Genomic DNA, 26,489 nt, shown 5'->3' with positions numbered 1-26,489 from the left:
GGGGACGACGACCGCGGCCCCCCCGAGGCGACCGTATTTAAGACGCTACGTCTCCAAGGGACGGTATGCCCGAGGAAGTCCTCTTCGAGTCCGAAAGCCGACAGTCCAGAGCCGATATCGCGACCTACCTCCGACGCGTCGCCGACAACCTCGAAGCCGGCGATCCGATCACGCTCTCGGCGGGCGAACAGTCCGTGACGATGGCGCCGCCGGCACGCCCGACCTTCGAGGTCAAAGCCGAACGGGAAGGCCCCGCCGACGCCCCCGGGGAGTTGAGCGTGGAGTTCGAACTCGAGTGGGACGAGGACGGCGGCGACGACGGCGACGACGGCGACCTCGAAATCCAGTGACGGACGCGCTCATTCCTCCTCGTCGTCCGGCCGGACCGTCAGCACGGGCACGTCCGAGATCCGGACGAGCTTTTCGGTGACGCTCCCGAGGAGATAGCGGCCGAGCCCGGTCCGGCCGTGGGTGCCGACCACCATGAGATCGATGTCGTTCGCGTCGGTGTACTCGAGGATCTTCCGGTGGGCGACCCCCGTTTCGACGGCCGTGACTGCCGTCAATCCCTCCGCTTCGGCCTGTTCGGCCAGTTCCGAGACGATCTCCTCGCCCGCCGCCTCCATCGCGTCGAGCACCTGGCCGGCCCCGCCCTCGGCCACCGCGACGGGTTCGACGACGTACAGTCCGTGTACCGTTGCGTCGTGTTCGGCCGCCAGGTCGATACCGAGCTGTGCGGCGTCTCGGGCCGGGTCGCTTCCGTCGACCGGAATGAGTATGCGATCGAACATGCGTGACTGTATCTCCCGTGTAGCGGTAAATATTGTTAGGCTCCGTCCCGGGCGGTGGAACCTCCCGGGCCTTCGCTGGCGGGTTTCCTCCGCGCTGGCGGGACCGGGAACCGACCGTCCGTGGCTTCCGCAGACACACGTTAACATATATATCCCGGACGCCCGACGGCTCCCCCATGGCACGCTTCCCGGAGGAGTACGACGACTGCGAGCGGATCCTCGCCCCCGACGGATCCTACGACGCCGAGGCGGTGGCGGCGCTCGATCTGACCGACGAGGAACTGCGGGGGATGTACGGGTCGATGATACAGGCGCGCGCCCTCGAAGAGCGCGGGCTGACGCTCCAGCGACAGGGCGAGTTCCACTTCTGGATGGAGTGTCGCGGGCTGGAGGCGTCCCACGTCGGCCCCGCGGCGGCGCTGTCGGATCGCGACTGGATGAACACCGAGTGGCGCCAGTACGGCGCCCAGATCCAGCGCGGCCGGCCGCTCGAGGACATCCTGCTGTTTTGGCTCCGCGGATACGAGGAGTGGGCGGCTGACTCCATCGCGGAGATGGAACCGTACGAACGGCGGATGCCACACATCGTCGCCGTCGGGACCCAACTCCCCCAGACCGCCGGGCTCATGTGGGGGCGGAAACTGCAGGGCAAAGACGAGGTCGGCCTCGTCAGCGTCGGCGACGGCGGCGCCAGCAAGGGCGATTTCCACGCCGGGTTGAACTTCGCCGGCGCCCTCGAGTTACCGGTCGTCTTCTTGTTACTCAACAACCAGTGGGCGATCTCGACGCCGGTCGAGCGACAGACCGCGGCCGACACGTACGCGGACCGGGCGGCCGGCTACGGGTTCGAGGGGACGCTCGTCGACGGCAACGACGTGCTGGCGACCTACCGGGCGACCAAGCGGGCCGTCGAGGCCGCACGGGCGGGCGAGCCGCATCTCCTGGAGGTTCTGACCTACCGCCGCGGCGCCCACTCCTCCAGTGACGCCGACGACTACCGCGAAAACGTCGACATCGAGGCCTGGCGGGAGCGGGACCCGATCGACCGCTACGAGACGTTCCTCGAAGATCGGGGGCTCCTCGGTCCGGACGATTTCGAATCGATCCGGGAGGCGGCCGAAGAGCGGGCGCGGGAGGCCGCCGAGAGCGCCCTCGAGATCGCCGAAACCCAGTCCCCCGAGGAGGTGTTCGACGAGGTGTTCGCGAACCCGCCCGACTACGTCGACGACCAGCGCGAGGAACTGCTCGATCTCGTCGATCGCCACGGCGAGGCGGCCTTCAGGTGGTAACCATGGCGGCCGAAAAACTCACCCTGGTCGAGGCGGTCGCCGAGGCGATCCACGACGAGATGGCCGAAGACGAGTCGGTCGTCCTTCTGGGCGAGGACGTCGGCCGTTCCGGCGGCGTCTTCCGGGCGACCGAGGGCGTCTACGACGCGTTCGGCCCCGAGCGGGTGATCGACACGCCGCTTTCGGAGACCGGTATCGCCGGCGCGGCGATCGGGCTGGCGGCCTCGGGGATGCGCCCGATCGCGGAGATCCAGTTCATGGGCTTTACCTACGCCGCCCTGGAGCAACTCTTCACCCGCGCCGCCCGCATGAACGCCCGCTCGCGCGGGCAGTTCCCCTGTCGGATGGTGCTGCGGGCGCCCTTCGGCGGCGGCGTCCGCGCGCCGGATCTCCACGGCGAGTCGATGGAGGCGATCTTCGTCCACCACCCCGGCTTCAAGGTCGTCGCCCCGAGTACACCACACGACGCGAAAGGGCTGCTGACGGCGGCGATCCGGGATCCCGACCCCGTGATGTTCTTCGAACCGAAGAAGATCTACCGCTCCTTCCGCGAGGACGTCCCCGAGGGGACCTACGAGACGCCGATCGGCGAGGCCGCGGTCCGGCGCGAGGGCTCGGACGTCTCGGTGTTCACCTGGGGCGCGTCGACCCGGCCGACACAGGAGGCCGCCGAGGCGGTCGCCGGCGAGGGGATCGACCCCGAGGTCGTCGACCTCCGGACGCTGTCGCCGATGGATACCGGGACGATCGTCGAGTCCTTCAAGAAGACCGGCCGGGCAGTCGTCGTCCACGAGGCGCCCAGGACGGGCGGGCTCGCCGGCGAGATCACCGCCCTGCTACAGGAGGAGGCGCTGTACTACCAGGAGGCGCCGATCGAGCGCGTCACCGGCTGGGACGCCGTCTATCCGCTGTACGAACTGGAGGACTTCCAGTTGCCGAACGCCGCCCGGATCGAGGAGGCGATCCGAAGCGTCGTCGAGGTATGACGGCGACGGGGGTGTTCGAGCCGGATCCCGTCAGTCGTTCCCCGCGTCGAGGTCCTCCGGGGGAACGGGCTTCGGATCGTCCCCGTCCTCGCCGGCCGACTCGAGGACCCCCTCGGTCCAGCCGCCACGCCGGAACCAACCGACGGCAACGAGAAAGCTGACGAACGAGCCGGCGGCGTAGGCGACCCAGACGCCGACGACGCCGACGTTCGGGCCGACATCGAGGACGAGCGCCGTCCCCGGGACCGTGACGGCGCCGAACGCGAGCACGAGCGCGATCGGCACGCGGAACACCCACCGCGAGAGAAACGACAGCACCATCGCCACCTCGGTCCGGCCGGCCCCGCGGAAGGCGCCCTGGATCACCATCGTCCCGCCGAAGAAGGCCCAGAAGGGGGCGGTGACCCGCAGAAAGACCACGCCCTCGGCGATCACGTCGGGGTCGTCGACGAAGACGCCGAGGAAAAACTCGGGGGCGAACACGCAGGCGGCCGCGACGGCAAAGAGGACGGCCATCGTCCCGCCGGTCGCGACGCCCGTGACACGCGCCGCCCGGTCCGGCGTCCCCGCGCCGAGGTTCTGGCCGACGCCGGTCGCCGTCGCCTGTCCGGCCGCCCCGGCGACGGTCCAGGAGACCGACATCAGCCGGACGCCGATCCCGTAGGCGGCGATGGCGGCCGTCCCGAAGGGCGCCACGAGGGCGGCCATGACCACCGCCGCGAAGCTTCGGGCCCAGCCGTCGATCGTCGAGGGGTAGCCGATCGAGACGAGCCGGCGGAGGACGGGCAGGTCGGGCCGGAGATCCCCCACCCGGAGCCGGACGCCGAACCCGCCGACCAACAGGACGTAAATCCCGGCGACGACGGCGACCCCGCGGGCGAGAAACGTCGCCCACGCCGCGCCGCGGGTGCCCATCGCGGGGAACGGCCCCCACCCGAGGATGAAGACGGGATCGATCACGACGTTGAGCCCGGCCGAGAGCAGCATCAGCCACATCGCGGTCCGGGTGTCGCCGGCTCCCTGCAGCGAGGCACGGAAGGCGAAAAACAGGAACGTAAATGGCAACGAGAGGAAGATGATCTCGATGTAGGCCAGCGACGCCACGAAGACGGCCCCCTCGGCGCCGATAAAGGCAAGCAGTTGTCGGCGGGCAGCGTACCCGGCCGCGGCGAGGGCGACCGAGACGGCCAGCGTCAAAAGCAGCGTCTGGGCGACGACGTGGTCTGCACGGCGATCCTCGCCGGCGCCGACGTGCTGGGAGACGAGCGCGATCGTCGCCGCCGTGATCCCGATCGCCGTCGAGACGAACATCCACGACAGCGGGAACATGAGCGAGACGGCGGCGACGGCGTCGGGGCTCACGCGGCCGACCCAGAACATATCGGCGAGGTTGTAGAACGTCTGGAGCAGGTTGCCGACGACGAGCGGCCACGCGAGTCGCGCCAGCCGCGGCGCGATCGCGCCACTCGTCATGTCGACCCGCTTGCGCTCGGTCTCTGCCACTGCCGGACCTTCGGCGGCCAGCGAAATGAACCCGGCGCCCGAGGAGGACACAGGCCGCGAGCGCGAAGAGAGCGGCCGGCGAGACGATCGGTCCTTGGTCTTCGGTCTCGACCGGCGGCTCCGTCACGGGGACCGTCGTGACGGCGGCCGCTGTCGCCACGAACGTCAAAAGGAGCGAAAGAACCACCACAGCACAGTCAATCGAGGCGAGCCGTCGTCGTGAACCCGGCGTCGGACCCATGCCCTTGCGTCGGGGCGGCCGGAAAAGCCCTTTTGTGTTGTCTCTTTTTGGTCGAAAACAAACGGGGCAAAAAGCCGGGTGTGCAAAGCATTTATATGTAGAGTAGGCAAATCATATAAGTATAATGCCAGGGCCTACCCGTCAGAGAGAGCGCACCAGCGAGGACGAGACGGAGACGGAAGAAGAGACCGGCTGTCCCGAGTGCGATTCGGACTCGCTGGTACGCAGCGCCGATGGGGGCGGCGAGTTGGTCTGTGAGGACTGTGGGCTCGTAATCGAGGAGGAAAACATCGATCGGGGGCCCGAGTGGCGGGCGTTCAACCACTCCGAGCGTCAGTCGAAATCCCGCGTCGGGGCACCGACGACCCAGACGATGCACGACAAGGGGCTGACGACCCAGATCGACTGGAAGGATAAAGACGCTTACGGGCGATCCATCTCTTCGGAAAAACGCTCCCAGATGCACCGGCTCCGGAAGTGGCAAGAGCGGATCCGGACCAAGGACGCCGGCGAGCGGAACCTCCAGTTCGCGCTCTCGGAGATCGACCGGATGTCCTCGGCGCTGGGCGTCCCCCGCTCCGTCCGGGAGGTCGCCTCGGTCATCTACCGGCGGGCGCTCGACGACGACCTCATCCGGGGCCGTTCGATCGAGGGCGTCGCCACCGCCGCGCTGTATGCGGCCTGCCGACAGGAAGGGATTCCGCGAAGCCTCGACGAGGTCGCCGAAGTCGCCCGCGTCGAGCAAAAAGAGATCGGCCGCACGTACCGCTATATCGCACAGGAACTCTCCTTGGGACTCGAACCGGTCGATCCCGTCCAGTACGTCCCTCGCTTCTGTTCGGAACTCGGCCTCAGCGAGGAGGTCGAACAGAAGACACGGGAGATCATCGAGGTCACCGCCGAGAAGGGGATGCTCTCGGGGAAATCCCCGACGGGCTATGCCGCGGCCGCCATTTACGCCGCCTCGCTTCTCTGTAACGAGAAGAAAACACAGCGGGAGGTCGCCGAGGTCGCTCAGGTGACCGAAGTGACGATCCGCAACCGGTATCAAGAGCAGATCGAAGCGCTCGGGATCCACTGATCGGGGGGATCGGTTTCGGCGGTCGGACCGACAGTTCGGCGGGAGGCGGACAACGCTTGCCCGGGCCGGAAAGTCTTGTCTCGGTCACTCGCGGTCTCGCCGGTGGCGACACGGGCAGCGATCCGATCTCGATTTTAGATTTTTGACACGTAGACGACGCTGAGTGTAACTGTTCTCGTCGCCGTCTCCGATGTACCGTCCATCGAAGAGAGTATCAGATCATCGAGAAACTGACAATAACAAGCTGAAACCGTCGGTTTCGATCGAATCCTCAGTATAAGCCTAACGGCTCATTTATACCTCGTTTTTGTTACGGTACTTATAGTCACTGGCAAAAAGAGGAGACCAATGACCACGGGTCACTCACAGTCCGCGATCGGCCAGTACATCGAAAACACACCGAACGGGACTGAAATCCCCGAGGAATCGTTCGGAAAGCGCCACCGTGGTATCATCGGATTTACCGCCGCGCTCGTCCCGTTGGTGTTCGGCATCAGTCGGATGACCGGCGTCCAATCGGTCACCGGTGCCGAACTGCCGGCCATCCCGATGACGCACTCGCTCGCCGGGAGCGGACTCGTCGTCGGCCTCCTGATCGCGGCCGCGCTGCCGCAGTTGCCGCGTCGCGCCCGGTCGGCGCTGGCGGCGATGGGATTTATGACAACCGCGTCGACCCTCGCGTACTTCACTGGGGGCTTCATCGAGGCGCACTTTCTGTACTTCGTCGGCGTCGGCGTCGTCGCGCTGTACGAGGACTGGGTTCCGTTCGGTATCACGATCGGATACGTCGCGATCCAGCACAGCGTCTTCGGGCTCATCGAGTGGTTCATGGTGTACAATCACCCGGCAGCCATGGCGAATCCCGTCGTCTGGGGTGGGATCCACGCGATCGGCGTCCTGATGCTCGCGACGGCGATCACGTTCCTCTGGCAGTCGATCGCGATCCAACGGCAACGGACCCGCGAACGGATCCAAGAGAAGGTCGACGAGATCGAGGAGGCGAAGGAGGTTGCCGAGCGGAAACAGCGGGAAGCCGACCGTCAAAAGGAAGAGATCACGGCGTTACACGAGGAACTTGAGTCTACGGCCGAGCGGTATCAGACCACCATGACGGCGTGTGCCGACGGCGATCTCACACAACGACTCGACGACGCCGTGGAGAACGACGCGATGGCCGCGATCGCCCGGGCGTTCAACGATATGATCGCTGATTTCGAGCAAACGGTGCTCGATATCCAATCGTTCGCCGACACGGTCTCGACAAACAGCACCGACATCGCCGATCGATCGACGGAGATCAAGGAGTCGAGCGCCGACGTCGAGCGATCGGTCTCGGAGGTCGCGGCTCGCGCCGAAGAACAGAACGACCAGCTCCGAACCGCGGCGGACGAGATCAGCGACATGTCGGCGACGGTCGAGGAGATCGCGTCCTCCTCACAGGAAGTCGCAGCCACGGCCAACACCGCCGTCGAGCGCGGCGAAGCGGGCCGCGAGTACGCGAACGACGCGACCGAGGAGATCGCAGCGATCGAGGCACAGGCCGAAGAAGTCGCCAAGGAGATCACGGCACTGAACGAGCAGATGAACGAGATCGGCGAGATAGCCGATATGATCGGCGAGATCGCCGCCCAGACCAACATCCTGGCGCTGAACGCCTCCATCGAGGCCGCCAGCGCCGACGGCGACGGCGACGGGTTCGCGGTCGTCGCGAGCGAGGTCAAATCCCTGGCTGAGGAAGCCGCCTCGGCCACCGACGAGATCGAGAGCCGCATCGAGACGGCGCGGAGCGCGACCGACGAAACCGTCGCCAGCATCGAGGAGATGAGCGACCGCGTAACGACCGGCGCCGAAACGATCGACGAGACGATCGCCATGTTCGACGACATCGCCGCCGCGATCGAGGAGGCCGAGGACGGGATCACCGAGATCAGCGACGCGACCGACGAACAGGCCGCCTCGGCCGAGGAGATCGCGTCCATGGTCGAGGACGTCTCGTCGACCGGGGAGTCCACCGCCCGCGACTCGGCGGACGCCGCCGAGCGGACCGCTGCGCAGGTCGACTCGCTTGAGGACACGGTCACCGACGTCCAGGAACTCGCCGACATGGCGACCGATCTCTCGGAGCAGGTCGCCGCGTTCACGACGGGGGGCCGGGACGAGACCGACGACTCGGCGGACCCGGCGTCCACGCCAGCACCGCAGGCCGAATCGGAGCCCTCGCCCGCGACGCGGGCCGACGGCGGCGAACGGGACGAATAGACCTCGCTATCGAGGACAGAATTAAACCGCCGCTGTTCGTCCTCCGGAGTATGTCTAGAGCACTGTTCGGCATCCTGGGTACTTTCCTCGCAGCGTTCCCGGATCGCACGGTAGACCTCTATGAGACGCTCGCCTTCGAGAATCCCGAGGAAGCGACGCCGAAAGGGTGGCTCGGTCCCACCGTCAGGGCCGAGGGAATCGCCTACGTCCTCGTCGCCGTCGTCGGCGGACGGGTCTACGACCGACTGCTGGACGTCGTCGGGGTCTTCGCCGCGCTCGCGCTGTGTTTCCCGCGGCGGTACCTTGAAACGGGCGGCCGTCTGGTCTACGAGGACGCCGACTCGCTGGCGTGGCGCGAGGAATTCGTCACTGCCGCACGCGTCCTCGGGGCGGTATTTCTCGTGCTGTCGGTGCGGGCCTACCGGAAGCGATCGGACGCGGACGACGGGAATTAATAGGGCGACTCGACGACGATCGTTTCCTCGCGGCCGGGGCCGACGCCCACCGCGTAGATCGGCGTGTCGAGTTCCTCGGCGATGTATTCGAGATACGTGCGGGCGTTCTCGGGAAGCGCGTCGTACCCGGATCTGGCGACGGCGTCCCACTCGACGTCGGGCCAGCCCTCGAAGGTCCGAAACTGGGCCTCACAGTCGCCCCACTGTTCGGTGGTCGGCGGCATCGTCAACAGTTCCTCGCCCGCGAGCGTGTAGGCGTGCCCGACCTCGACTTCCTCGAGCCCGGCAAGGACGTCGAGGTGATTGACGGCGAGGCCGGTGAAGCCGTTGACGCGGGCGGCGTGCCGAAGCATCGGCATGTCGAGCCAGCCGACCCGGCGCGGCCGGCCGGTGACGGTGCCGTACTCGCCGCCCTCGTCGCGGATGTACGTGGCCAGATCGGCCGCCGACGGTCGGCCGCCCTCGGCGGGAGTCTGACCGTCGACCGATCCGAGTTCGGTCGGCAGCGGTCCCGTGCCGACCCGCGAGAGGTACGCCTTGACGATCCCGATCACCTCGCCGCTCCCGACGACGGTCGGGCCGAGACCGGTGCCGACCGCCGCCCCGCCCGCGGTCGGGTTCGAGGAGGTGACGTACGGGTAGATCCCGTGGTCGATGTCGATCGAGGTGCCCTGGGCGCCCTCGAACATGATCTCATCGCCCGTCTCCAGCCGGCGATCGAGGAAGGCCCCGCAGTTTATCGCCATCCCCTCGCGTTCGAGCCGTTCGCCGAACGCGCGATAGGTCTCGAAGAGCGTCTCGGTATCGAAGGCCGCCCGGTCGACGTCCTCGCCGATCGAAAGGTCGTAGACCTCCTCGACGAGCGCGCGCTTCTGCGGGACGACGTACTCGAGCCGTTCGCGGAGCGTGTCGGGATCCAGGAGATCGCCGATCCGGATCCCCCGGCGGCCGGCCTTGTCCTCGTAGGTGGGGCCGATCCCGCGGCCGGTCGTGCCGGCCGCCAGATCGTCGTCCGATTTGACGTCCTCCTCGAGCCCATCGAGGACGCGGTGATAGGGCAAGATCGCGTGGGCGCGTTCGGCGACCCGGACGTCCGGGGAGAGCCCCCGCTCTTCGAGCGTGTCGATCTCCTCGAACAGCGTCGAGGGGTTGACGACACAGCCGTTGCCCAACACGCCGACCTTGCCGCGGACGGCACCGGAGGGCACGAGCGAGAGCTTGTACTCCTCGCCCTCGTAGACGACGGTGTGGCCGGCGTTGTCGCCGCCCTGATAGCGCACGACGACGTCCGCGGCATCGCCGTAGACGTCGACGATGCCGCCCTTCCCCTCGTCGCCGAGCTGCGAACCGACGATGGTTACGGTCATCGGACCTACCTTCCGGTCTATCGGGTAAACAGATTACGGTCTGTGGGACACACCCGGGGGCTCGGCCGCCGAGCACCGAAACGGAATCAAACCGGAAGCGATCCCGCAAGCGGCGATCGGTGCGGCCGCTGGGCCGTTCTCAACACCTGCCCCGGCGACCGAACGCAGAACCGTTCGCACACGTGTAACAGTCACAAGGCATTTATATATTACACGAAAACGCTGACGTACGACGGGTCGAACCCCCCCGAGAGCAGTCCGAACGGACAGCAACATTTAAAACCTGTAAACACAAGTTAACAAATGCCATGATAGATAGGCTTGAGAAGGAAGTAGACATGCTGGAACGTCACCTCCGTGTTCTCCGGATGGTCATCGAGAACGAGCCGATCGGGATCGTCAAGATGTCCAACGAGACGGGGTACCCCCACCACAAGGTCCGGTACTCGCTGCGCGTCCTCGAGGAAGAGAACCTCATCGAGCCCTCGAGCCAGGGTGCCATCACGACGGAGGACACCGCCGGGTTCGTCGACGATCTCGACTCGAAGATCGACGACATCATCGACAAGCTCGAAGGGATGAAGATCGACGACGTCCCGGAGATCGAAGGCTAACGCGGCTCTGTTTCTGTCTCGTCTCTTTGGTCCAAAAGCGGCGGCGTCGGCTATAGATCCGGCTCCGTCAGGTTGAACGAGCCCTCGCGGGCCTCGACCAGACAGAGGTGATAGCCGTTCGACCGGGAGAGCTTCACGTAGCTCCGGTGTTTGCTCCGCGAGAGGAGGCTGGAACTGGTCGCCTCCTCGGTCGCGCTCATCGCGTCGGCCTCGAAGTAACTCGAGGTGACCGCGATAGCTGCCGCGAGCGTCCCGTGAGCCTCACAGATATCGGAGCTGTCGGCGACAAACGGGCCGATCGTGTCCGCGTGGGTCGGGTCGCGCTGCTGATCGAAGTGGGCGACCACGAGGGGATTGCCCTTCTTATCGCGGGCGACGATGTCGAACTGTTTCGTCTCGGGATCGTCTGATTCTCCCGGCACGGTCGGGAGCTCTTCGCCGAACCCGATGCGATCAATCGCCGGGAGCGCGTCGTACAGCGGCCGGAGGCCGCCCTGTGCGCCCGTCGATCGGATCTCGAAGAGCAGTTCGGTGACGAGCCACTCGGCGAACTCGTAGGGCGGTGACGACCGGAGCCACGTCTCGAAGGGATCGTTTTCGACGGTCACGTCCGCCGAATCGAACGTCGTGTGGTAGTCGATCCGGAGGTTCGAGACGACCGTCTCTCGATCCTCAGTTCCGTCGTGGGCGTCCTCGAGGGTCGCCTCGCCGCGCGTTCGCTCGCGGACGAACAGGCTCGTCTCCGCGAGCGCCTCCTCGGGAGCGTAGGATGTCCCGGTCGCGGGACCGTCGTCCATCGCTTCGAGCCGGGATTCCAGGTCGTCACGCTCGGACCGTACCGTCTCGAGTTCGGCTTCGAGGTCCTCGATCCGCGCTTCGTACTCGTCGGTTCGCGCCTCGTACGCCTCGATCCGGCCCTCGTACTCCTCGATCGTCGATTCGTGCTCGGCGAGTTCGGCTTCGAGGTCTTCGATCCGCGCTTCGTACTCCTCGAGTTTCCCGCTCGAGGATCGCCCGGCGGCGCCGGGCGCCCCCGGATCGGCGCTCGACACGTCAGCCGAACGGGAGGCGTCGGCGGTCCGGCCACGGCTGGCGGTCGATCCGGTCCGATCGGTCCCGGGCGGTTCCGCACTTTCCTCTCTGCTCCGTTCGGGGTCAAGCGACGGGACCGATCGGGTTGCGAGCCCGCCAATCCCCGAGGCGGTCTCGGTCGGCTCGCTCCCGTTCGGCTCCTCGGCCGGCTGTCGGTCGGTTTCGCCGGTTCCGGGTCCAGACTGTCGTGTGCTGTCGCTCCGGTCGGTCGATCCTGCCTCGCCGCCAGCCGAGGGGTACGGGTCCTGGGCGGGCTCCCGCGTCGGTTCGTCGGCCTCCGTTTCGGACTGTCCGGTCCCGCCCTCGTCGGTCGGATCGTCCGAACGATCCGGCCGGTCCCGATCGGTGTCTACGCCTCGCGTGTCGTTGTCCCCGTCGTCTCTGTCGCCGTTTTCGTCCCCGTCTCTACCTTCGCCTTCGGCTTCGTCTTCGGTTTCACTGTCGTCTTCGCTCTCGACTCCCTCCTCGTCCTCGGCTTCGGCTTCGTCTTCGGAGGTCGTCTGCGCTACGACCGGACCGGACTCCCCGTCGGCGTCGGCGTCAGCGTCAGCGGCGGTTGTCGTGTCCGCCGACGTGTCGTCGGTCGGGGAGGCGGCCGGTTCGGCGTCCGACGCGTCGTCGGAACCGGCTGTCGGGGCGATTCCTGCGTCGGTGTCCGGTTTCGTTTCCGGCTCTGCCCCTGCGTTCGTTCCCGGACCAGTGGCGGCATCCGATTCCGTCTCTTCGGGCTCCGGAAGCTCCAGTTCCGGAAGCGAGACAGCCGTCACCGCGTAGATGCCGACCTCGTTTTCGGCTTTCGTCCGGGCCTCCTCGCCGTAGAGCCGCTGGCCCGAGCCGACGACCCCGACGTGATCGACCGCGCCGTCGACGTAGACGTAGTAATAATCGCCGCTGAGGACGTTCTCGGAGAGTTCGACGTAGCCGGTGAAGCTGCCGCCCGAGAGCGTGTCGTGGACCGCCGAAAGCGGCGTGTCGTCGGTGAAATACCGGCCCCGGACCTCGCCGTCGAGGGCGAACATCGCCGCGAGGGTTACGGCCGCGGGGTTCGGCGCCTCGTGCTTCTGTCCTGAAGCGTCCTCGAAGGCGTCGATATCGCCGGAACGGGGATTCGCGTCGAGATCCGCGAGGACGGCGACCGGCTCGCCGTCGCGGAGAAACAGCCACTTGTCGGCGGCCTCGACCGCGCCGTCGAACCCGCGAGAGCCGAGATCGGCGAGCCCGTCGAACCCTCCGTCGAAGGGGGTGACTTCCCAGTCTTCGAGCACGGAGTGGGCGTTCATACACACGAAAAGCCACACGACGGTGAAATAGCTACCGACCGATCCCCGCCGAACCCGCGTCCGAACAGAAACGCGCTCGTCTACATGCCCATGTCAGCGGCTTCCTCCGGCACCGGCAACTCCTTGGGTGCGACGCCGAGCAACTCCGCGGCGTGATCCAGCGCCATCTCGAAGCCGTAGTAGCGTTCGAGTTCGTCGCCGTCGGCTGTCGGCCGCACCTTCAACATCGCGTACCCCTCGATGTTCTGGGCGATCGCGGCGCTTTCGCCGTCGGCCTCGAACTCTAACAGTCGTTCGCCGTCGGTCTCGCGGTAGCGGGCGGTGATCGCCCCCGATTCGGCCGTGACCATGGCCAACGATAGGAACCGACGGACCGGAAAACTACCGGTTCCGGCCGTGGCATCCGGAGCGCCTTTGGGGGTCGGTGCCCCGAACGGTAGTATGGAATGGCTCACGAGCGGGCTCCGCCGCGACGTCTGTATCCTTCTGTACGGGGAGGAGCGGCGCGCCCAGGCGCTGAAGTCGGCCCTCGAGTCGCGGTACGATCGCCGAGTGACCCCCGACCGGTTCTACGGGGCGCTGGATGCCCTCGAATCGGCCGGATTCGTCGAAAAGCACGTCGAAGGCCTCGAGGACGTCTACTCGCTGACCGAGGCAGGGAAGGACGCCGTCGAGGCGCAGTTCGAGTGGATGGACGAACGGCTGAACGAATCGGAACACTCCGGGGGGAGCGACTGATCGGGAGGGCCGACTTGAGGTCGGTTCGTCCCCGGTCGAACCCTGATCTATTGCGTTGGGAAGCTCGATCTACCGGGCGCGAGTCGGATGAGCGGAAGTCACTGCTGGGCCAGCGTGGTCCGTGCTCTGTTCACGTAGGCGTTCTCAGACCAGCTCCGCGCCTCGCTTATGGCTGTGAGAATAGCCTCTGTGTCCGCACCGGAAAGCTTCTCGCGTCTGGCGAGCAACACGAGCAGTGTCGGTGTCGTTACCAGCCGAGCAGTCGTCAAGGAAGCGTGTACGAGCGCGAGCTGATTGAATTCGTCACAGAAGAACTGAGTGGCTCCGATCTCGTTTGCCAGCGTGACGGCAGCGTTCTCCCCGTCGTCTAGCGGGAAGGTCTCGTCCAGCTCGACCGAGTGGATCTCGAACGTTTCACATCGGTCGAGCGTGTTTCGGGCTCCTCGGCCGGAGGGGTCGTCGTAGACAGCCGTCTCCTCTAATTCATCGATGACCTGTTCGGGAACGGACAAGGTGTGGTCGCTGAGTACGTAATCGAGAGGGGAATGATCCCTGTCAGCTACTATCCCTAAACTCACGAGTGCCGAGGTATCGGCGACGACCTGCATCTACGAATCGACGAGCTCCTCCCCGGCATCTTCGAGGAACTCCTCGCTCAGTTGCGTTTTGAGGACGCGGAAGTTGGCAGCCTCCTCGTGACCGACGAGGTCTTTCAGTTGTCCGAACGAGATCTCCTCCCCGTAGTAGGCCTCCGCGATCTCCTGTTTGAGCTCGTCGTTGTGAGCAGCGTCCCGGAGGTACTTACGGAGCGCCGAGATGATGACGTCCGTCCGATCGGTTTCGAGCACGGTCGCTAACACGTCCGTTCGTTCGACGAGCCCCTCCGGTGCACGGAACTGGACTCGCCGCTTGTCCTTCGATCCGGAACTCATATGTGTACATCGTGAGCCAGCAAATAAAACACTGTCGTCGGCCGCCACGAACCGACCCTTTCTCGGCAGATACACGACCTGTCGTTCACTCCAGCAGTTCGCTCGCGATCGTGTTCCGCAGCACCTCGCTTGTGCCCTCGTAGATCTCGTTGAGCTTGGCGTCCCGGTAGAAGCGCTCGGCAGGGAAGTCCTTCGTGTAGCCGTAGCCGCCGTGGATCTGGATGCCCTCGTTTGCGACCTCCCGGCTCACTTCCGACGCGTAGAGTTTGGCCTGGGCGGCCTCCTTGACGAACTTCTCGCCGGCCATCTTCTTGTCGGCCGCCGAGTGCATGAGCAGGCGGGCGGCCCGCGTCTTCGTGTCCATGTCGGCGAGTTTGTGCTGGATCGCCTGGAACTCCGAGATCGGATCGCCGAACTGCTCGCGCTGTTGGGCGTACTCGCGTGCCTCGTCGAGGGCGGCCTGGGCGATCCCGACCGACCGGGCCGCGATCGTGATCCGTCCGCCGTTGAGCGTCTTCAGCGCCTGCACGAACCCCTCGCCCTCCTCGCCGAGCCGCCTCGATTCCGGAACCCGGAGGTCATCGAAGCGCAACTCGGCAGTCGGACAGCCCTTGTCGCCGAGTTTCTCCTCGGTTCCCTCGACGATGAAGCCGTCGTCCTCCTCGGGCCGGACGATGAACGAGGAGATACCCTTGTTGCCGGCGTCGGGGTCGGTCTTGGCGAAGAGCGTCACCGTGTCGGCGACCGAGCCGTTGGAGATCCACAGCTTGCCGCCGTTGATCACGTACTCGTCGCCGTCCTTCTCGGCGGTCGTCACCATCGCGGGCACGTCGCTGCCCGCGCCGGCCTCCGAGAGCGCGAAGGCGCCGATCTCTTCGCCTTCCGCCAGCGGCGTGAGGTACTCCTCTTTCTGTGCCTCGTTGCCGAAGGCGTAGACCATGTTGCCCGCAAGCGAGATGTGGGCGGCGACGATCGTCCCGAGCCCGCCCGACCCTCGCGAGATCTCCTCTAGGGCCGCCGGATAGGCGTGATAATCCAGCCCGGCGCCGCCGTACTCTTCGGGGAAGGGCATGCCCATCAGCCCGAGTTCGGCGAGCTGATCGACCAATTCGTGGGGGAACTCGTCTTTTTTGTCGATCTCGGCGGCGATCGGGACGACCTCCTCGTCGACGAACTCCGAGACCATCTCGGTGATCTGCTTCTGTTCGGCCGTGAGGCTGAAATCCATACCTTGTTCTGCGGCGCTCGGGAACTTTACCTTATTGATCAGGAGATATCCTCCCCTGTACGGTGTAACCGAGGGAGCGGCACACGAGAACTCGAGAAAGAAATCGTAATTTCGGAACTCGCGATTTCTGAAATTAGAACTTCTATTCTACAGTAGTCAGCCCAGTTGATCGCGCACGAGTGACTGACATCGCATCGACGCGGTCCGGCCGGCGACCGACTTTTCAGGGGTTATATAAGCGGTCCACGGCTATGACGGGGAAGAACATGAAGCGCGGACTATCACGCCGTGCGGTGTTGGCGGCCAGCGTCGGTACGTTCGCGGCCGCCGCCGGCTGTCAGGCCCCGAGTTCCGATTCCGGTAACGGCGACGGCGGCGGAAACGAGGACGGGTCCGGAGAGACTGGCGGAAATCCCGATCTGCCGGAGCCCGCCGAGACGGTCGAGGATCCGGCGGAACAGACCGTCATCGAGGGCGTCAGACAGTTCCGGCGGTCGCTGGAGAACTGGGGGTACTTCCCCGAGCAGACGGTCCCGGACGCCGTCGACATCGAGTGGCGGATCTCCGAACACAACACGGACGACCACTCGGCGCCGAAAGCGAGCGCGGTCCCGCTTCCCGACGGCGGGGTCGTCTTCCCCGGAGACACGGGCTATCTGACCGCGCTCTCGCCGGACGGCGAGGTCCGCTGGCAACAGGAGACCGACATGGACGGTCGGGGCATCCACGGGACGCCGGTCGTCACGGAGGGGACGGTGTACATCGGCGCCTACGACGGGATCCTCTATGCGTTCGACGCCCAGTCGGGCGAAAAACAGTGGGAGAACGAACTCGGCGGCTCGATCGGCGGCAGCCCGGCGTACGACGGCGACCGGATCTACGTCGGGGTCGAGTATCCGGACCCCGAGGGGAGCACCTTCGCCGTCGATCCCGACTCCGGGGACGTACTCTGGGAGGACAGCGAGAGCCGGCCGACGGACCATCCCCACTCCACGCCGGCGATCGACCCGGTGACCGGAACGATGACGCTCGGATCGAACGACGGCACCCTCTACGCCTGGGAGTATCCCGAACTGGAGTTCAAGTGGTCCTTCGAGACCGACCCACAGAACGACACGGACGGGGAGATCAAGGCGCCGATCACCGCCTACGACGGCGCAGCTTTCTTCGGCTCCTGGGACGAGCACATCTACCGGGTCGATCTCGAGAGCGGCACCGAGGACTGGTCCTTCGAGACGGGCGGGCTCTCGATGGTAGGGCCGGGAGTCGACCCCACCCGCGACGAGATCTACGCGGGGAGCCACGACGGCAACCTCTATGCGCTGGACGCTCAGACGGGCGAAGAACGGTGGCGGTTCGGGACGGACCGGCCGCTGACCGGCTGTCCGACCGTCTGTGCGGATCGGATCGTCTTCGGCTCGAAGGACCAGACGCTCTACGCCGTCGAAACGGAGACGGCCGAGGAGGTCTGGCACGTCGACACCGACGGCGTCGTGACGAGCACGCCGCGCGTCCACGACGGCGCGATCTACTTCGCCGAGCGGGCCCCGGACCCCGAAAACGGAGAGATCGACGGCGGTGCGTACAAGCTGGTGGCCAGCGAGTAAGACGCTACTCCCCACCAAGCGGAACGGAGAGCCTCTCGTCGGTGCGTTCGATGGTCGTCCCGAACGGCTCGGAGCGTTCCTGTATCGTTTCACGAGCCCACTCGGTCGTCGTCTCGTCGGCCAGCGTCGCCGTTTCGTCCTCGATCTCGGTGGGGACGACCCGGAGTTCTTTGAGCGACCTCTTGGAGACGACCAACTCGAACAGCGCGCCGCGCTTGTTGTGGAGTCCCTCCTTGTCGACGTAGTCGTCCACGAAATCGCCCGCATCGTAGATGATCGGGCGGCCCTGGTGGACTTCGATGCCCTGCAGGACGTGCGCGCTGTGGCCGTGGACCACGTCGACGCCGCGCTCGACGAGCCACCGGGCGAAGTTCTGCTGTTTCTCTCCGGGCGCCGTCTCCCAGTTCGGCCCCCAGTGCAGCGAGGCGACGACGAGATCGGGGTCCCGCTCGCGGGCGCGTTCAAGCGCGCCGTCGATCAGCTCGCGGGTCTCGGACGCGGACGAATCGAGCGTCACGTGGGCGGTACCTGGCTCGGTTTCGGTCGAGGCGTACGTCTCGTACCGGCTGGTCAGTGCGATCGTCGCGACCGTTAGTTCGCCGAATTCGGTGATCGCCGGCTCGAACGCTTTCTCCCGGTCGGGGCCGGCGCCCGCGTGTGCGACACCCGTATCCGCGAGGTGCGTGCGCGTGTCCTCCAGCGCCGTCTCGCCGAAATCGAGGATATGGTTGTTCGCGAGCGAGGCGACGGAGGCGTCCGCCGCCCGGAGCGCCGGCACCGCGAACCCCGGATCCGCACGGAAGTAGTAGACCTTTCCCGGCCACTTTTCTCCGCGCTCGGAGATACAACACTCTAGGTTCAACACGAGCCCATCGAGTTCCCGGAGCCGATCCAGCGTCGATCCCCACACGCCCGCCGGGTCGCCGTCGCTCCAGCGGTCGTTCACGCTGCGTCCCAGCATGACGTCGCCGACGAACCCGATCCTGGTGTCGGTGTCTTTCCGGTCCGTCCCGTCCGTCTCGGCGGCTGTTCCGTCCGTTTCGTTATCGCTTCGGCCCTCCGTCCCCGTCTCGGATAGGCTCGAACAGCCCGCCAGCGTCGAGCCCCCCGCCGCCAGCAATCCCCGGCGCGTCAACCTCATCTCCCGGCAGGTACAGCGTGATTCGACTTGAACGCTGTGCTCGTCGGGTGTGGCTCCGGAGATTCAACTTCCGGCATCAAGATCGGGTTCGTCGAACTCGAGTGCCTCCACAACTGCCTCTGGCAACTCCGGGCGCGGTGCCGACTCATGCCGTTCGACCTTCTCGGTCTTGCGCGTGTTCTCGTAGAGGGCACGGGCGACCGGAAGTCCACGAGACGAGGTCATAGTTTCATTTGTATATTCTATATTAGCCTATTCTATGTTAGCCTATTTTGAATCTGCTTATCCAGAAGTATTAATTTGGTTCGACGGGTTGGGAACGTATGGACGAGTTTGTCAACCGCGAAACGGAGCTCTCACGGTTACGTGAAAGTTATGAGTCCGACGAGGCAGCGATGGCAGTTATTTTCGGTCGACGGCGGCTCGGGAAAACACAACTTGTCCAACACGCTCTCGCGAACCGCGACGACGCTGTCGTCTATCAGGCGACCGAGACGACACCACAGCTCCAACTCGACGAGTTCGTCGACGTTGCTGCCGAATCCTTTCCCGGAATCACGGAGATCAAACAGAACTGGGAAGCACTCCTTGGCTACCTCGGAGAGCAAGACGCGATCGTCGTCCTTGACGAGTTCCCGTACCTTATCGACGCCGACGAGAGTCTTCCCTCAGTGATTCAACGGCTCTGGGATCACCGGTTTCAGAACACCTCTGGCACACTGGTTCTCGTTGGGTCCTCGATTAGCATGATGGAAGACGCAACGCTACTCGGAAACAGTCCCTTGTATGGTCGGTTTACGACGAAGCTCGATGTCCGCCCGCTCGACTTTTCGGCCACACAGGTATTCGTTCCGGATGATTACACTCCCGAAGAGCGTATCTTCACCTGGGGCATCTTCGGCGGTGTTCCGTACTATCTCGATGGGATCGATCTCGATCGGGATCTCGGCACCGTCCTCACCGACGAGGTGCTCTCACAGAACGGCTATCTCCACAACGAACCCGAGTACGTACTCCGGACCGAACTCACGGATCCGAATCGATATTTCGCGATCCTCACTGCGATCGCCGCAGGCAAGACGACATCGAACGAGATCGCCCAATCGATCGGGATTGACGGCAAGCAAATTTCGACCTACACCCAGAAATTAGAGCGATTACGCCTCATCGAACGCGAAGTCCCGATCACCGAAGAGAAAGCTAAATCACGCCGTGGCCGATATCGCATTCTCGACCCGCTTTTCCGATTTTGGTTCCGGTTCGTCTACGGAAACGAAGATCGGTACGAACGCCTCGGCGAAGACGCCTACGCGGCCGTGATCGAACCCGAACTCCCCGATTTCGTCAGTCAGGCGTTCGAAACCCTGTGTCAAGACGCGCTCCCGGGGTTGTATCCGGACGCGACACTTCTCGATATCGGTCGCTGGTGGTATCATGATCACGAGGTTGATGTCGTCGGATTCACAGCGGACGGCACGATGATCGTCGGCGAGTGTAAATTCACGGCATCGCCGCTCGATTATAGCGCGCTCGCTTCACTCGAAGAGCACGCTGCAGAGATTCGCTGGTCACCCAGTAGCGGAGCTGAAATCGACGTGAAGTATGCCTTATTCACCCGGAGTGGGGCGACGCAATCAGTACAGAACGCCGTTTCCGAGCGGGATGATCTTCGGCTGTTTCCCCTCGAGGAGATCACTCAACACGCTTGACATCCTCTCCGCCCTGAAGGGAGAAGATTCCTCTGTTGGGATAGTAGGGGTCACTCGACACCCGTCGTTCGTGCATCGAAATGTCGCCTATCTTGAGGTCGGCCAGACGCAATTCGCAGCCATCGAACCACCACGAACGCGAGAGACTTTTCACGGATGCCCGACTCGTCCCGATAATGCGAATTCTCGTCACCGGCGGCGCGGGCTTTATCGGTGGGCATCTTGCCGAGCGGTTCGTTCGCGACGGCCACGACGTCACCGTGCTGGACAACTTCGATCCCTTCTACGATACCCGGATCAAGGATCACACCGTCGAGATCTGTCGGGACCGCGCCGAGGCAGGTGAGGGGACCTATCGGCTCGTCGAAGGCGACGTTCGAGACGCCGAGTTGGTCGCCGAGCTCATCGACGATGTCGAGTTCGTCTATCATCAGGCCGCCCAGGCGGGCGTCCGCCCGAGCGTTGAGGATCCACGCACGTACGACGCGGTCAACGTCGACGGCACGCTGAACGTGCTGGATGCCGCCCGCGACACCGGCATCGAGCGGGTCGTCCTCGCCTCCTCGTCGTCGGTGTACGGCAAACCGCAGTACCTCCCGTATGACGAAGCCCATCCGACGACGCCCGTCTCGCCGTACGGGGCCTCGAAGCTTTCGGCCGAACGGTACGCCTGCGCCTACAGCGAGGTGTACGACCTGCCGGCGGTCGCACTGCGGTACTTCACGGTGTACGGGCCACGGATGCGTCCGAACATGGCGATCTCGAATTTCGTCTCGCGGTGTCTCAACGACGAGCCGCCGGTCGTCTACGGCGACGGCACCCAGACGCGGGATTTCACGTATATTGATGACGTGGTGGGCGCGAACGTGACGCTGCTCTCGGCGGACGCAGCGGACGGGGCGGCGCTCAACATCGGGAGCACCGACAACATCGAAATTCTGACGCTGGCCGAAGAGATCCGCGATCAGCTCGCGCCCGAGTTAGAACTCGAGTTCGCAGAGCGCCACGACGCCGACGCCGAGCATACCCACGCCGACAGTTCGAAGGCGAGGGAGTTGTTGGGGTATGAGCCGACCCGGACGATTAGGGAGGGCGTCGCGGAGTTCGTCGAGTGGTACAGAGAGAACCGGGAGTGGTACGAGCCGTTAGTGCGGGCCTCATAGTGTCGTTTCGAACTCCGGTGCTGTTTCGGCCCGGAATTGATGGTCTGTTCGGACCGTTCGATACGAGTCAGTAGACCTCGACAGACACGCCCAACGCTTCGAAGTCTTCGACGTTGTCCGTCAGGACGGCATCGCCGAGAACATCGGCCATCGCAGCGATATATGCGTCGTTCGGTCCGACACCGGCGTTCCCTCCCGCGTAATCGTCTGCCGCTGCGAGGAGTTCACCAGCTGTCCGCGCGATCTCTTCGTCGACATCAATGCGTGGGTATCCGAGAAGGCGATTGCGAACCTCCTGTACGGTGGTATCGCTGCGAACCGTGGCGACGCCGTAATATGTCTCGGAAACCACCGGCGTCGGTAACCACTGCATTTCCCCTCTCTCGACGAGTTCCGCGCCCTTCGAGAACGCGTCCGGATCCCCCGCCATCAGATCGAACAGGTACGACGAGTCGATGATCATTCGTCCTCGCTCTCGCGTTCGAACGCGCTGCGGGCGGTATCGAGGCGGTCGCGGTCACGCCCGCGAAGACGGTCTATCGCCTCCTTGGCGTCCGCTGCCTCTTCTTCCGATAGAAGCCCTGCCACGTCGTCGGGATGTGGCCCTCGCGTCATCCGGCGTAACGTCTCCTCCATCGTCTCGTCACTCTCCTTGTGGGCGTGCAGCCACTCGTGATACTCCTCCGAGACCCGGATGGTTTTGACCATAGAATATATTGGGATATATGGTTTTAAGAGCGTTACGCAGCCGTTCTTCTCGTGTGGGACGTTGCACGTGAATTCATAGCCGTGTCGGCGAATGCACAGATCTTGCGACCAACATCTTCGGAATCGAGCACGCCAATCTCGGCCGTTGCACTACAATATTTCATCTCGTACGGTCCACAGATGTGCCCAAACGTGACGATCCCGGCGTTCATCGAATGGTCTCGGGAGAACCAGGAGTGATACGAGCCGCTGGTGCGGGCGTCGTAGCGTCGGGGCGCGACGGGGTACGGACGCAAGGAGAAAGGTTTTATCGACACTCGCGCACGTGCCGAGTAACGTATGTCCATCCTTCTTACGGGTGCGGACGGGTACATCGGCTGGCCGACGGCACTTCGGATCGCGTCTCGGACCGACGAACGAATCGTCCTCGTCGATAACTTCGCGCGGCGGGAGTGGGTCGAGTCGGTCGGCTCGACGAGCGCCGTCCCGATCGCGAGCATCGACGAGCGCATCGACGCCGCCGAAGACGTTCACGGCTGTTCGAACCTCTCTTTCGTGGAAGGCGATCTGACCGATCGGGCGACTGTCGATCGATTGTTGTCGGTCCACGAACCGTCCGTCGTCGTCCACGCCGCCGCCCAGCCCTCCGCCCCCTATTCGCAGATCAACGGCGAGCGGGCGAACTACACCCAACACAACAACCTCCAGGCGACGCGGAACCTCCTGTGGGGCCTTCACGAAAACGGGCTGGGCGATACGCACTTCATCGAGACGACCACCACGGGCGTCTACGGCGCGCCCGAGTTCCCGATCCCCGAGGGTGGCGCCACGATGGAGAGCCAAGGCGAACGCGACGAGGTGCCGTTCCCGGCAATGAGTGGGAGCTGGTATCATATGACAAAATCGCACGACGCAGCGAACATGCGCCTCGCCCACGAGCAGTTCGATATTCCGATTTCGGACGTCCGGACGGCGATCACCTACGGGACCGAAACCGAGGAGACGGCGGCCGACCCCCGGCTCGCGACCCGTTTCGACTTCGATTACTACTTCGGCGTCGTCGCCCACCGCTTCTGTGCACAGGCGGTCGCCGGCTACCCGATGACCGTCTACGGGAAAGGCGAACAGCGCAAGCCCTTCATCGCGCTCGAGGACGCCGTCGAGGGCCTGGCACGGTTGGCCCTCGGCGATGTGGAGGATCGCCCCGACGCTCACGTCGTCTACAATCAGGTGACGCGCCCGATCAGCATCGTCGAGATCGCCGAGACGATCGCGGACGTCTCGGGGGAGTTCGATCTCGACGTCGACGTCGAGCACTTCGAGAACCCCCGTGACGAGGACGAAACGCACAAGATGGAGATCGAAAACGACCGCTACGCCGAGCTGATCGGCGGCCAATCGACCACGTTCGAGGAGGGCGTCCGGGAGATCCTGGGTTCGCTCGTCGAGCATCGAGGGACGATCGAAGCCCACGAGGACCGGTTCCTGCCGGGCGTGTTGACTGAAGAGTAGCGTTCTTCGGGACGTATGTTTGGATCGCCCGTTTGTGTCTCTCCACGACGATACGACGCCGAACAGTCACCCTTTTCAATCGAGCAAGGATACCAGTAGTAACTGAATGGCAGACGCAGACGATCTCACGTGGCAACAGAAGTTCGACGCCCTGAAGCGGGTCGCCCGATACCGCCCAACCTTCACCCTCGGGCTCGTCGTGTTCGGCGGTTTCGTGGCCTTCCTCGAGGGCGTCGGCCTGGGGTTCATCTACCCGATCATCCAGGTCGCCCAGACCGACGGCGCCGTCGAAAGCGGTGGCCCCGTCTTGAACGCCTTCCTTGCGACCTACGAGATTCTCGGCATCCCGTTCGAACTCGGCTATCTGATTCTCGGCGTCGCAGCGGTGATGGCCGGACGGTTCACGATGTCGTTTCTCGTGGCGTGGCTGAAGGCCATCCTCGCGAAACAGTACGAGAGAGACCTCCGAACACGTGCCTTCCGAGGGGCGCTCGACGCCGAGGTGGGCTACTTCGACGAGGAGGGCTCCGACGACGTGTTGAACGCGATCATCACGGAAACGGGATATTCGGCTCAGGTCATCTCAAAGGGTGTGACCCTCATGGAGACGACCTTCCTCGTGGTCATGTATCTCGGTGTCATGTTCTACATCGCGTCAACGATGACGCTGCTCGCAATCGGGATCCTCGGTGTGATCACCATCGTTTTGCGGAAAGTGATCGAACCCGCCGTGACCGTCGGAACACGCGTTGCTGAAGCGAACGAACGGGTACAGGAATCGGTGCAAGCGGGGACGCAGGGGATACGGGATGTGAAGCTATTCGGACTTGGCAAGGAGATCTTCTCGGACTTTCGGGACTCGGTTGAACAATACGCTAGCTCGTCGGTCGATCTCACGCGCAACCAAGAGGCGGTACAGAACTTCTATCAGTTGTCTGCAGCGATGACGATCTTCGCGTTGATCTACGTCGGGTTCGTGTTCACCGAATTGTCGCTCGGCGAATTGGGCGTGTTCCTGATCGCGATGTTCCAGCTGGCGCCGCGGGTGAGTCGGCTGAACAGCCAGCTCTACTCGGTAGAGGGGAACGTCGCCCATCTCGTCCGCACACAGCAGTTCCTTGACGACCTCGACGGGCGGATCGAGACGGACGGGGATCGATCCGTCGACTCAGTCGACCGGGTCGATTTCGAGGACGTTCACTTCTCGTACAACGAGGAGGAGACGGTTCTCGACGGGATCTCCTTCGACGTCGAACGCGGGGAGTTCGTCGCCTTCGTCGGCCAGTCCGGCGCGGGGAAATCGACGATCGTCTCGCTGCTCGCGCGGATGTACGACCCCGATCGCGGCGAGATCCGAGGCGACGGCGTGTCGATCGAGGAATACGATATTGAGGAGTGGCGCGAACGGATCGCGGTCGTCCGCCAGCAGCCCTTCATTTTCAGCGATACGCTGGAGAACAACGTGACGATCGGGAACCGCGAGGCGACTCGATCGGACGTCGAACGGGTGTGTGAAATCGCGAAGGTCGATGAGTTCCTCGACGAGTTGCCGAACGGCTACGAGTCACAGCTCGGTGATGACGGAGTTCGACTCTCCGGGGGACAGCGCCAGCGGGTGGCGTTAGCGCGGGCGCTGCTGAAGGACGCCGACTTTCTCGTGCTCGATGAGGCTACCAGCGATCTGGATTCGAGCCTCGAACGGGAGGTACAGGACGCGATCGAGTCGATGGACCGCGATTACGGGATGATCGCGATCGCTCATCGGCTCTCGACGGTCAAGAACGCCGATCGGATCTATACCGTCGATCAGGGCGAGATCATCGAAGAAGGGACCCACGACGAGTTGCTGTCCGATGACGGGGAGTACGCGGAGCTGTATGCGATCCAGTCCCGGAATTGATCTGCTGCGGCGACCGGCGTTAGGCGTCGGAGTCTTCGGTTTCTTCGGCCAGCAGGTCACGTACTCGGTCGAAGTGACTGCTGATGCGCTCAGGCATCGACTCGAACTCGTCGTCGCTCACGGGTCGCTCCTGTCTTTCACTCCGTGCCATTTTTCAAACCTCTTGATCAATCGTTCGATGTTCTCGCGTAAATCTTCTTCGGCGTGATCGAAGGCCTCATTCGCCGGGATCGGCGGGGAGACTTCTTCCGTGTCGTATTTCTCGCCGTCGCGGTACACGTCCCGATGCACCCCCTCTTCGGTCACGTCGTGCCCACCGGGTGCGTCCCGGTCGTGATCGTACCGAACGACTTCGTGCCAGTCGCCGTCGAGCCAGTACTCTAACTGGATCATGAACTTCGTGACCTCGCCGCGTTCTGTGGAGAATGCTGTGCGCAACTGCACGCGGTCGGCCAGTCGCTCGGGCGGGGGCGTTACCTCGTAGTCAGTCATTCTTCGTCACTAGCCGGCGAGTTTGCCGAGCATGAGTGGGTGTCCATCGACAAGCCCCAGCCTCCACGAGCGAGCGGCAGTTCATCTGCCCGAGCGAAGTAGGCCTGGGGTTGTTGACGGTCCGTTAGGAGTCCGTGCTCTGCCATATCCGTGTTTCCCACCGATACATATTACTCTGGATGGTCTAGCTTAATTATGCACGGAATAGAGTAATGTTACTATATACGGTACTATTTAACGATAGCGCACTCTCGAGAGCGTGATATCCACGGGGGCACGTATCGTCTGGTGTCAAAATGAGATATTTCCTGTGATTCCCCGTCTCAGCTGCTGATCGCGACCGGTTGTGCGTGCATTCCAGTATAACAACACCGCCGCTCGCAAACACTCAAATCCCCGAC

Annotated in this window: 27 protein-coding genes; 14 read left to right on the top strand and 13 right to left on the bottom strand. The window is 64.2% G+C overall.

Annotated elements, in window-relative coordinates; all coding sequences use genetic code 11:
• Nucleotides 1-65: 65 nt before the first annotated feature.
• On the top strand, nucleotides 66-350 hold the full coding sequence (locus tag KM295_RS10425) for an amphi-Trp domain-containing protein (protein ID WP_256029890.1): 285 nt from the start codon (nucleotides 66-68) through the stop codon (nucleotides 348-350).
• Between the two features lie 9 nt (nucleotides 351-359).
• On the opposite strand, the gene KM295_RS10420 is transcribed toward KM295_RS10425, so the two are convergent.
• On the bottom strand, nucleotides 360-791 hold the full coding sequence (locus tag KM295_RS10420) for a universal stress protein (RefSeq protein WP_256029889.1): 432 nt from the start codon (nucleotides 789-791) through the stop codon (nucleotides 360-362).
• 176 nt (nucleotides 792-967) lie between these two features.
• Between KM295_RS10420 and KM295_RS10415 the strand changes: the two genes are divergently transcribed.
• Both KM295_RS10415 and KM295_RS10410 read left to right on the top strand, forming a co-directional pair.
• Nucleotides 968-2,080 carry a thiamine pyrophosphate-dependent enzyme gene (locus KM295_RS10415; RefSeq protein ID WP_256029888.1) on the top strand — a complete coding sequence of 371 codons (1,113 nt, stop codon included), beginning with the start codon at nucleotides 968-970 and terminating at the stop codon, nucleotides 2,078-2,080.
• A 2-nt stretch (nucleotides 2,081-2,082) separates the two neighbouring features.
• Complete coding sequence (locus tag KM295_RS10410; RefSeq protein WP_256029887.1) at nucleotides 2,083-3,066, top strand: alpha-ketoacid dehydrogenase subunit beta; 984 nt, start codon at nucleotides 2,083-2,085, stop codon at nucleotides 3,064-3,066.
• Between the two features lie 30 nt (nucleotides 3,067-3,096).
• Here the strand turns inward: KM295_RS10410 and KM295_RS10405 are convergent, their stop codons facing one another.
• Nucleotides 3,097-4,539: an MATE family efflux transporter gene (locus tag KM295_RS10405; RefSeq protein ID WP_272494375.1), complete on the bottom strand. Its 1,443-nt coding sequence runs from the start codon at nucleotides 4,537-4,539 to the stop codon at nucleotides 3,097-3,099.
• 55 nt (nucleotides 4,540-4,594) lie between these two features.
• Between KM295_RS10405 and KM295_RS10400 the strand changes: the two genes are divergently transcribed.
• The 4 genes from KM295_RS10400 (at nucleotide 4,595) to KM295_RS10385 (ending at nucleotide 8,605) form a co-directional block, all read left to right on the top strand.
• A complete protein-coding gene (locus tag KM295_RS10400) occupies nucleotides 4,595-4,792 on the top strand; it encodes a hypothetical protein (protein ID WP_256029885.1) in 198 nt (65 codons plus the stop codon).
• 142 nt (nucleotides 4,793-4,934) lie between these two features.
• Nucleotides 4,935-5,891, top strand: coding sequence for a transcription initiation factor IIB (locus tag KM295_RS10395; protein ID WP_256029884.1), 957 nt, complete (start codon nucleotides 4,935-4,937; stop codon nucleotides 5,889-5,891).
• 348 nt (nucleotides 5,892-6,239) lie between these two features.
• Entirely contained in the window at nucleotides 6,240-8,150 is a 1,911-nt protein-coding gene (locus KM295_RS10390; RefSeq protein ID WP_256029883.1) for a methyl-accepting chemotaxis protein, read from the top strand.
• A gap of 50 nt (nucleotides 8,151-8,200) precedes the next feature.
• Nucleotides 8,201-8,605: a hypothetical protein gene (locus KM295_RS10385; protein ID WP_256029882.1), complete on the top strand. Its 405-nt coding sequence runs from the start codon at nucleotides 8,201-8,203 to the stop codon at nucleotides 8,603-8,605.
• Here KM295_RS10385 and KM295_RS10380 read toward each other — a convergent pair.
• Nucleotides 8,602-9,972, bottom strand: coding sequence for an adenylosuccinate synthase (locus KM295_RS10380; RefSeq protein ID WP_256029881.1), 1,371 nt, complete (start codon nucleotides 9,970-9,972; stop codon nucleotides 8,602-8,604). The genes KM295_RS10385 and KM295_RS10380 overlap by 4 nt on opposite strands.
• Nucleotides 9,973-10,280: 308 nt before the next feature.
• On the opposite strand from KM295_RS10380, the gene KM295_RS10375 reads away from it, so the two are divergent.
• Nucleotides 10,281-10,586 carry a hypothetical protein gene (locus tag KM295_RS10375; RefSeq protein WP_256029880.1) on the top strand — a complete coding sequence of 102 codons (306 nt, stop codon included), beginning with the start codon at nucleotides 10,281-10,283 and terminating at the stop codon, nucleotides 10,584-10,586.
• Nucleotides 10,587-10,636: 50 nt separating this feature from the next.
• Here the strand turns inward: KM295_RS10375 and KM295_RS10370 are convergent, their stop codons facing one another.
• Nucleotides 10,637-12,958: a DUF7527 domain-containing protein gene (locus tag KM295_RS10370; RefSeq protein WP_256029879.1), complete on the bottom strand. Its 2,322-nt coding sequence runs from the start codon at nucleotides 12,956-12,958 to the stop codon at nucleotides 10,637-10,639.
• A gap of 80 nt (nucleotides 12,959-13,038) precedes the next feature.
• Nucleotides 13,039-13,308, bottom strand: coding sequence for a DUF7111 family protein (locus KM295_RS10365; protein WP_256029878.1), 270 nt, complete (start codon nucleotides 13,306-13,308; stop codon nucleotides 13,039-13,041).
• Nucleotides 13,309-13,399: 91 nt separating this feature from the next.
• Here KM295_RS10365 and KM295_RS10360 point away from each other — a divergent pair, with 91 nt between their 5' ends.
• A complete protein-coding gene (locus tag KM295_RS10360) occupies nucleotides 13,400-13,696 on the top strand; it encodes a PadR family transcriptional regulator (protein WP_256029877.1) in 297 nt (98 codons plus the stop codon).
• Between the two features lie 98 nt (nucleotides 13,697-13,794).
• Here the strand turns inward: KM295_RS10360 and KM295_RS10355 are convergent, their stop codons facing one another.
• The 3 genes from KM295_RS10355 to KM295_RS10345 all read right to left on the bottom strand — a co-directional run bounded on the left by KM295_RS10355 (nucleotide 13,795) and on the right by KM295_RS10345 (nucleotide 15,856).
• Nucleotides 13,795-14,304: a PIN domain-containing protein gene (locus tag KM295_RS10355; protein ID WP_256029876.1), complete on the bottom strand. Its 510-nt coding sequence runs from the start codon at nucleotides 14,302-14,304 to the stop codon at nucleotides 13,795-13,797.
• The gene (locus KM295_RS10350; protein WP_256029875.1) at nucleotides 14,305-14,628 is read right to left on the bottom strand and encodes a hypothetical protein; all 324 of its coding nucleotides are present in this window, start codon (nucleotides 14,626-14,628) and stop codon (nucleotides 14,305-14,307) included.
• Between the two features lie 85 nt (nucleotides 14,629-14,713).
• Nucleotides 14,714-15,856, bottom strand: coding sequence for an acyl-CoA dehydrogenase (locus KM295_RS10345; protein ID WP_256029874.1), 1,143 nt, complete (start codon nucleotides 15,854-15,856; stop codon nucleotides 14,714-14,716).
• A gap of 266 nt (nucleotides 15,857-16,122) precedes the next feature.
• Between KM295_RS10345 and KM295_RS10340 the strand changes: the two genes are divergently transcribed.
• Nucleotides 16,123-17,463 carry an outer membrane protein assembly factor BamB family protein gene (locus KM295_RS10340; RefSeq protein ID WP_256029873.1) on the top strand — a complete coding sequence of 447 codons (1,341 nt, stop codon included), beginning with the start codon at nucleotides 16,123-16,125 and terminating at the stop codon, nucleotides 17,461-17,463.
• Nucleotides 17,464-17,467: 4 nt separating this feature from the next.
• Here KM295_RS10340 and KM295_RS10335 read toward each other — a convergent pair whose 3' ends face one another.
• Together KM295_RS10335 and KM295_RS10330 are read right to left on the bottom strand one after the other, a co-directional pair.
• Entirely contained in the window at nucleotides 17,468-18,604 is a 1,137-nt protein-coding gene (locus KM295_RS10335; RefSeq protein WP_256029872.1) for a CapA family protein, read from the bottom strand.
• A gap of 63 nt (nucleotides 18,605-18,667) precedes the next feature.
• Nucleotides 18,668-18,829 carry a hypothetical protein gene (locus tag KM295_RS10330; RefSeq protein ID WP_418904784.1) on the bottom strand — a complete coding sequence of 54 codons (162 nt, stop codon included), beginning with the start codon at nucleotides 18,827-18,829 and terminating at the stop codon, nucleotides 18,668-18,670.
• 98 nt (nucleotides 18,830-18,927) lie between these two features.
• Between KM295_RS10330 and KM295_RS10325 the strand changes: the two genes are divergently transcribed.
• Nucleotides 18,928-20,313 (top strand): ATP-binding protein, encoded by a 1,386-nt coding sequence (locus tag KM295_RS10325; RefSeq protein ID WP_256029871.1) that lies wholly within the window; start codon nucleotides 18,928-18,930, stop codon nucleotides 20,311-20,313.
• 176 nt (nucleotides 20,314-20,489) lie between these two features.
• Nucleotides 20,490-21,476: an SDR family oxidoreductase gene (locus KM295_RS10320; protein ID WP_256029870.1), complete on the top strand. Its 987-nt coding sequence runs from the start codon at nucleotides 20,490-20,492 to the stop codon at nucleotides 21,474-21,476.
• Nucleotides 21,477-21,543: 67 nt separating this feature from the next.
• On the opposite strand, the gene KM295_RS10315 is transcribed toward KM295_RS10320, so the two are convergent.
• Together KM295_RS10315 and KM295_RS10310 are read right to left on the bottom strand one after the other, a co-directional pair.
• Nucleotides 21,544-21,939: a PIN domain-containing protein gene (locus tag KM295_RS10315; RefSeq protein WP_256029869.1), complete on the bottom strand. Its 396-nt coding sequence runs from the start codon at nucleotides 21,937-21,939 to the stop codon at nucleotides 21,544-21,546.
• Entirely contained in the window at nucleotides 21,936-22,184 is a 249-nt protein-coding gene (locus tag KM295_RS10310) for a hypothetical protein (RefSeq protein ID WP_256029868.1), read from the bottom strand. The genes KM295_RS10315 and KM295_RS10310 overlap by 4 nt, the downstream gene beginning before the upstream one ends.
• A gap of 339 nt (nucleotides 22,185-22,523) precedes the next feature.
• Here KM295_RS10310 and KM295_RS10305 point away from each other — a divergent pair, with 339 nt between their 5' ends.
• Together KM295_RS10305 and KM295_RS10300 are read left to right on the top strand one after the other, a co-directional pair.
• Complete coding sequence (locus tag KM295_RS10305) at nucleotides 22,524-23,696, top strand: NAD-dependent epimerase/dehydratase family protein (RefSeq protein WP_256029867.1); 1,173 nt, start codon at nucleotides 22,524-22,526, stop codon at nucleotides 23,694-23,696.
• A gap of 106 nt (nucleotides 23,697-23,802) precedes the next feature.
• Nucleotides 23,803-25,596, top strand: a complete 1,794-nt coding sequence (locus KM295_RS10300) for an ABC transporter ATP-binding protein (RefSeq protein WP_256029866.1) — start codon at nucleotides 23,803-23,805, stop codon at nucleotides 25,594-25,596.
• A gap of 117 nt (nucleotides 25,597-25,713) precedes the next feature.
• Here the strand turns inward: KM295_RS10300 and KM295_RS10295 are convergent, their stop codons facing one another.
• The gene (locus KM295_RS10295) at nucleotides 25,714-26,088 is read right to left on the bottom strand and encodes a DUF7718 family protein (RefSeq protein WP_256029865.1); all 375 of its coding nucleotides are present in this window, start codon (nucleotides 26,086-26,088) and stop codon (nucleotides 25,714-25,716) included.
• Nucleotides 26,089-26,489 lie beyond the last annotated feature (401 nt).

This window comes from Natronomonas aquatica (assembly GCF_024449025.1).
Classification (GTDB): Archaea; Halobacteriota; Halobacteria; order Halobacteriales; family Haloarculaceae; genus Natronomonas; species Natronomonas aquatica.
Note: the sequence above shows the minus strand (reverse complement) of the source record. Positions and strands in the feature narration are given on the sequence as shown.

Bases quoted from the DNA above. Each gene is read 5' to 3' on its own strand.
- KM295_RS10395 (WP_256029884.1), top strand. From the start codon at position 4,935: ATGCCAGGGCCTACCCGTCAGAGAGAGCGCACCAGCGAGGACGAGACG.
- KM295_RS10400 (WP_256029885.1), top strand. From the start codon at position 4,595: ATGAACCCGGCGCCCGAGGAGGACACAGGCCGCGAGCGCGAAGAGAGC.
- KM295_RS10420 (WP_256029889.1), bottom strand. From the start codon at position 791: ATGTTCGATCGCATACTCATTCCGGTCGACGGAAGCGACCCGGCCCGA.
- KM295_RS10415 (WP_256029888.1), top strand. From the start codon at position 968: ATGGCACGCTTCCCGGAGGAGTACGACGACTGCGAGCGGATCCTCGCC.
- KM295_RS10425 (WP_256029890.1), top strand. From the start codon at position 66: ATGCCCGAGGAAGTCCTCTTCGAGTCCGAAAGCCGACAGTCCAGAGCC.
- KM295_RS10335 (WP_256029872.1), bottom strand. From the start codon at position 18,604: ATGAGGTTGACGCGCCGGGGATTGCTGGCGGCGGGGGGCTCGACGCTG.
- KM295_RS10370 (WP_256029879.1), bottom strand. From the start codon at position 12,958: ATGAACGCCCACTCCGTGCTCGAAGACTGGGAAGTCACCCCCTTCGAC.
- KM295_RS10315 (WP_256029869.1), bottom strand. From the start codon at position 21,939: ATGATCATCGACTCGTCGTACCTGTTCGATCTGATGGCGGGGGATCCG.
- KM295_RS10310 (WP_256029868.1), bottom strand. From the start codon at position 22,184: ATGGTCAAAACCATCCGGGTCTCGGAGGAGTATCACGAGTGGCTGCAC.
- KM295_RS10320 (WP_256029870.1), top strand. From the start codon at position 20,490: ATGCGAATTCTCGTCACCGGCGGCGCGGGCTTTATCGGTGGGCATCTT.
- KM295_RS10410 (WP_256029887.1), top strand. From the start codon at position 2,083: ATGGCGGCCGAAAAACTCACCCTGGTCGAGGCGGTCGCCGAGGCGATC.
- KM295_RS10305 (WP_256029867.1), top strand. From the start codon at position 22,524: ATGTCCATCCTTCTTACGGGTGCGGACGGGTACATCGGCTGGCCGACG.
- KM295_RS10355 (WP_256029876.1), bottom strand. From the start codon at position 14,304: ATGCAGGTCGTCGCCGATACCTCGGCACTCGTGAGTTTAGGGATAGTA.
- KM295_RS10375 (WP_256029880.1), top strand. From the start codon at position 10,281: ATGATAGATAGGCTTGAGAAGGAAGTAGACATGCTGGAACGTCACCTC.
- KM295_RS10325 (WP_256029871.1), top strand. From the start codon at position 18,928: ATGGACGAGTTTGTCAACCGCGAAACGGAGCTCTCACGGTTACGTGAA.
- KM295_RS10295 (WP_256029865.1), bottom strand. From the start codon at position 26,088: ATGACTGACTACGAGGTAACGCCCCCGCCCGAGCGACTGGCCGACCGC.
- KM295_RS10405 (WP_272494375.1), bottom strand. From the start codon at position 4,539: ATGACGAGTGGCGCGATCGCGCCGCGGCTGGCGCGACTCGCGTGGCCG.
- KM295_RS10385 (WP_256029882.1), top strand. From the start codon at position 8,201: ATGTCTAGAGCACTGTTCGGCATCCTGGGTACTTTCCTCGCAGCGTTC.
- KM295_RS10360 (WP_256029877.1), top strand. From the start codon at position 13,400: ATGGAATGGCTCACGAGCGGGCTCCGCCGCGACGTCTGTATCCTTCTG.
- KM295_RS10330 (WP_418904784.1), bottom strand. From the start codon at position 18,829: ATGACCTCGTCTCGTGGACTTCCGGTCGCCCGTGCCCTCTACGAGAAC.
- KM295_RS10345 (WP_256029874.1), bottom strand. From the start codon at position 15,856: ATGGATTTCAGCCTCACGGCCGAACAGAAGCAGATCACCGAGATGGTC.
- KM295_RS10390 (WP_256029883.1), top strand. From the start codon at position 6,240: ATGACCACGGGTCACTCACAGTCCGCGATCGGCCAGTACATCGAAAAC.
- KM295_RS10365 (WP_256029878.1), bottom strand. From the start codon at position 13,308: ATGGTCACGGCCGAATCGGGGGCGATCACCGCCCGCTACCGCGAGACC.
- KM295_RS10380 (WP_256029881.1), bottom strand. From the start codon at position 9,972: ATGACCGTAACCATCGTCGGTTCGCAGCTCGGCGACGAGGGGAAGGGC.
- KM295_RS10350 (WP_256029875.1), bottom strand. From the start codon at position 14,628: ATGAGTTCCGGATCGAAGGACAAGCGGCGAGTCCAGTTCCGTGCACCG.
- KM295_RS10300 (WP_256029866.1), top strand. From the start codon at position 23,803: ATGGCAGACGCAGACGATCTCACGTGGCAACAGAAGTTCGACGCCCTG.
- KM295_RS10340 (WP_256029873.1), top strand. From the start codon at position 16,123: ATGAAGCGCGGACTATCACGCCGTGCGGTGTTGGCGGCCAGCGTCGGT.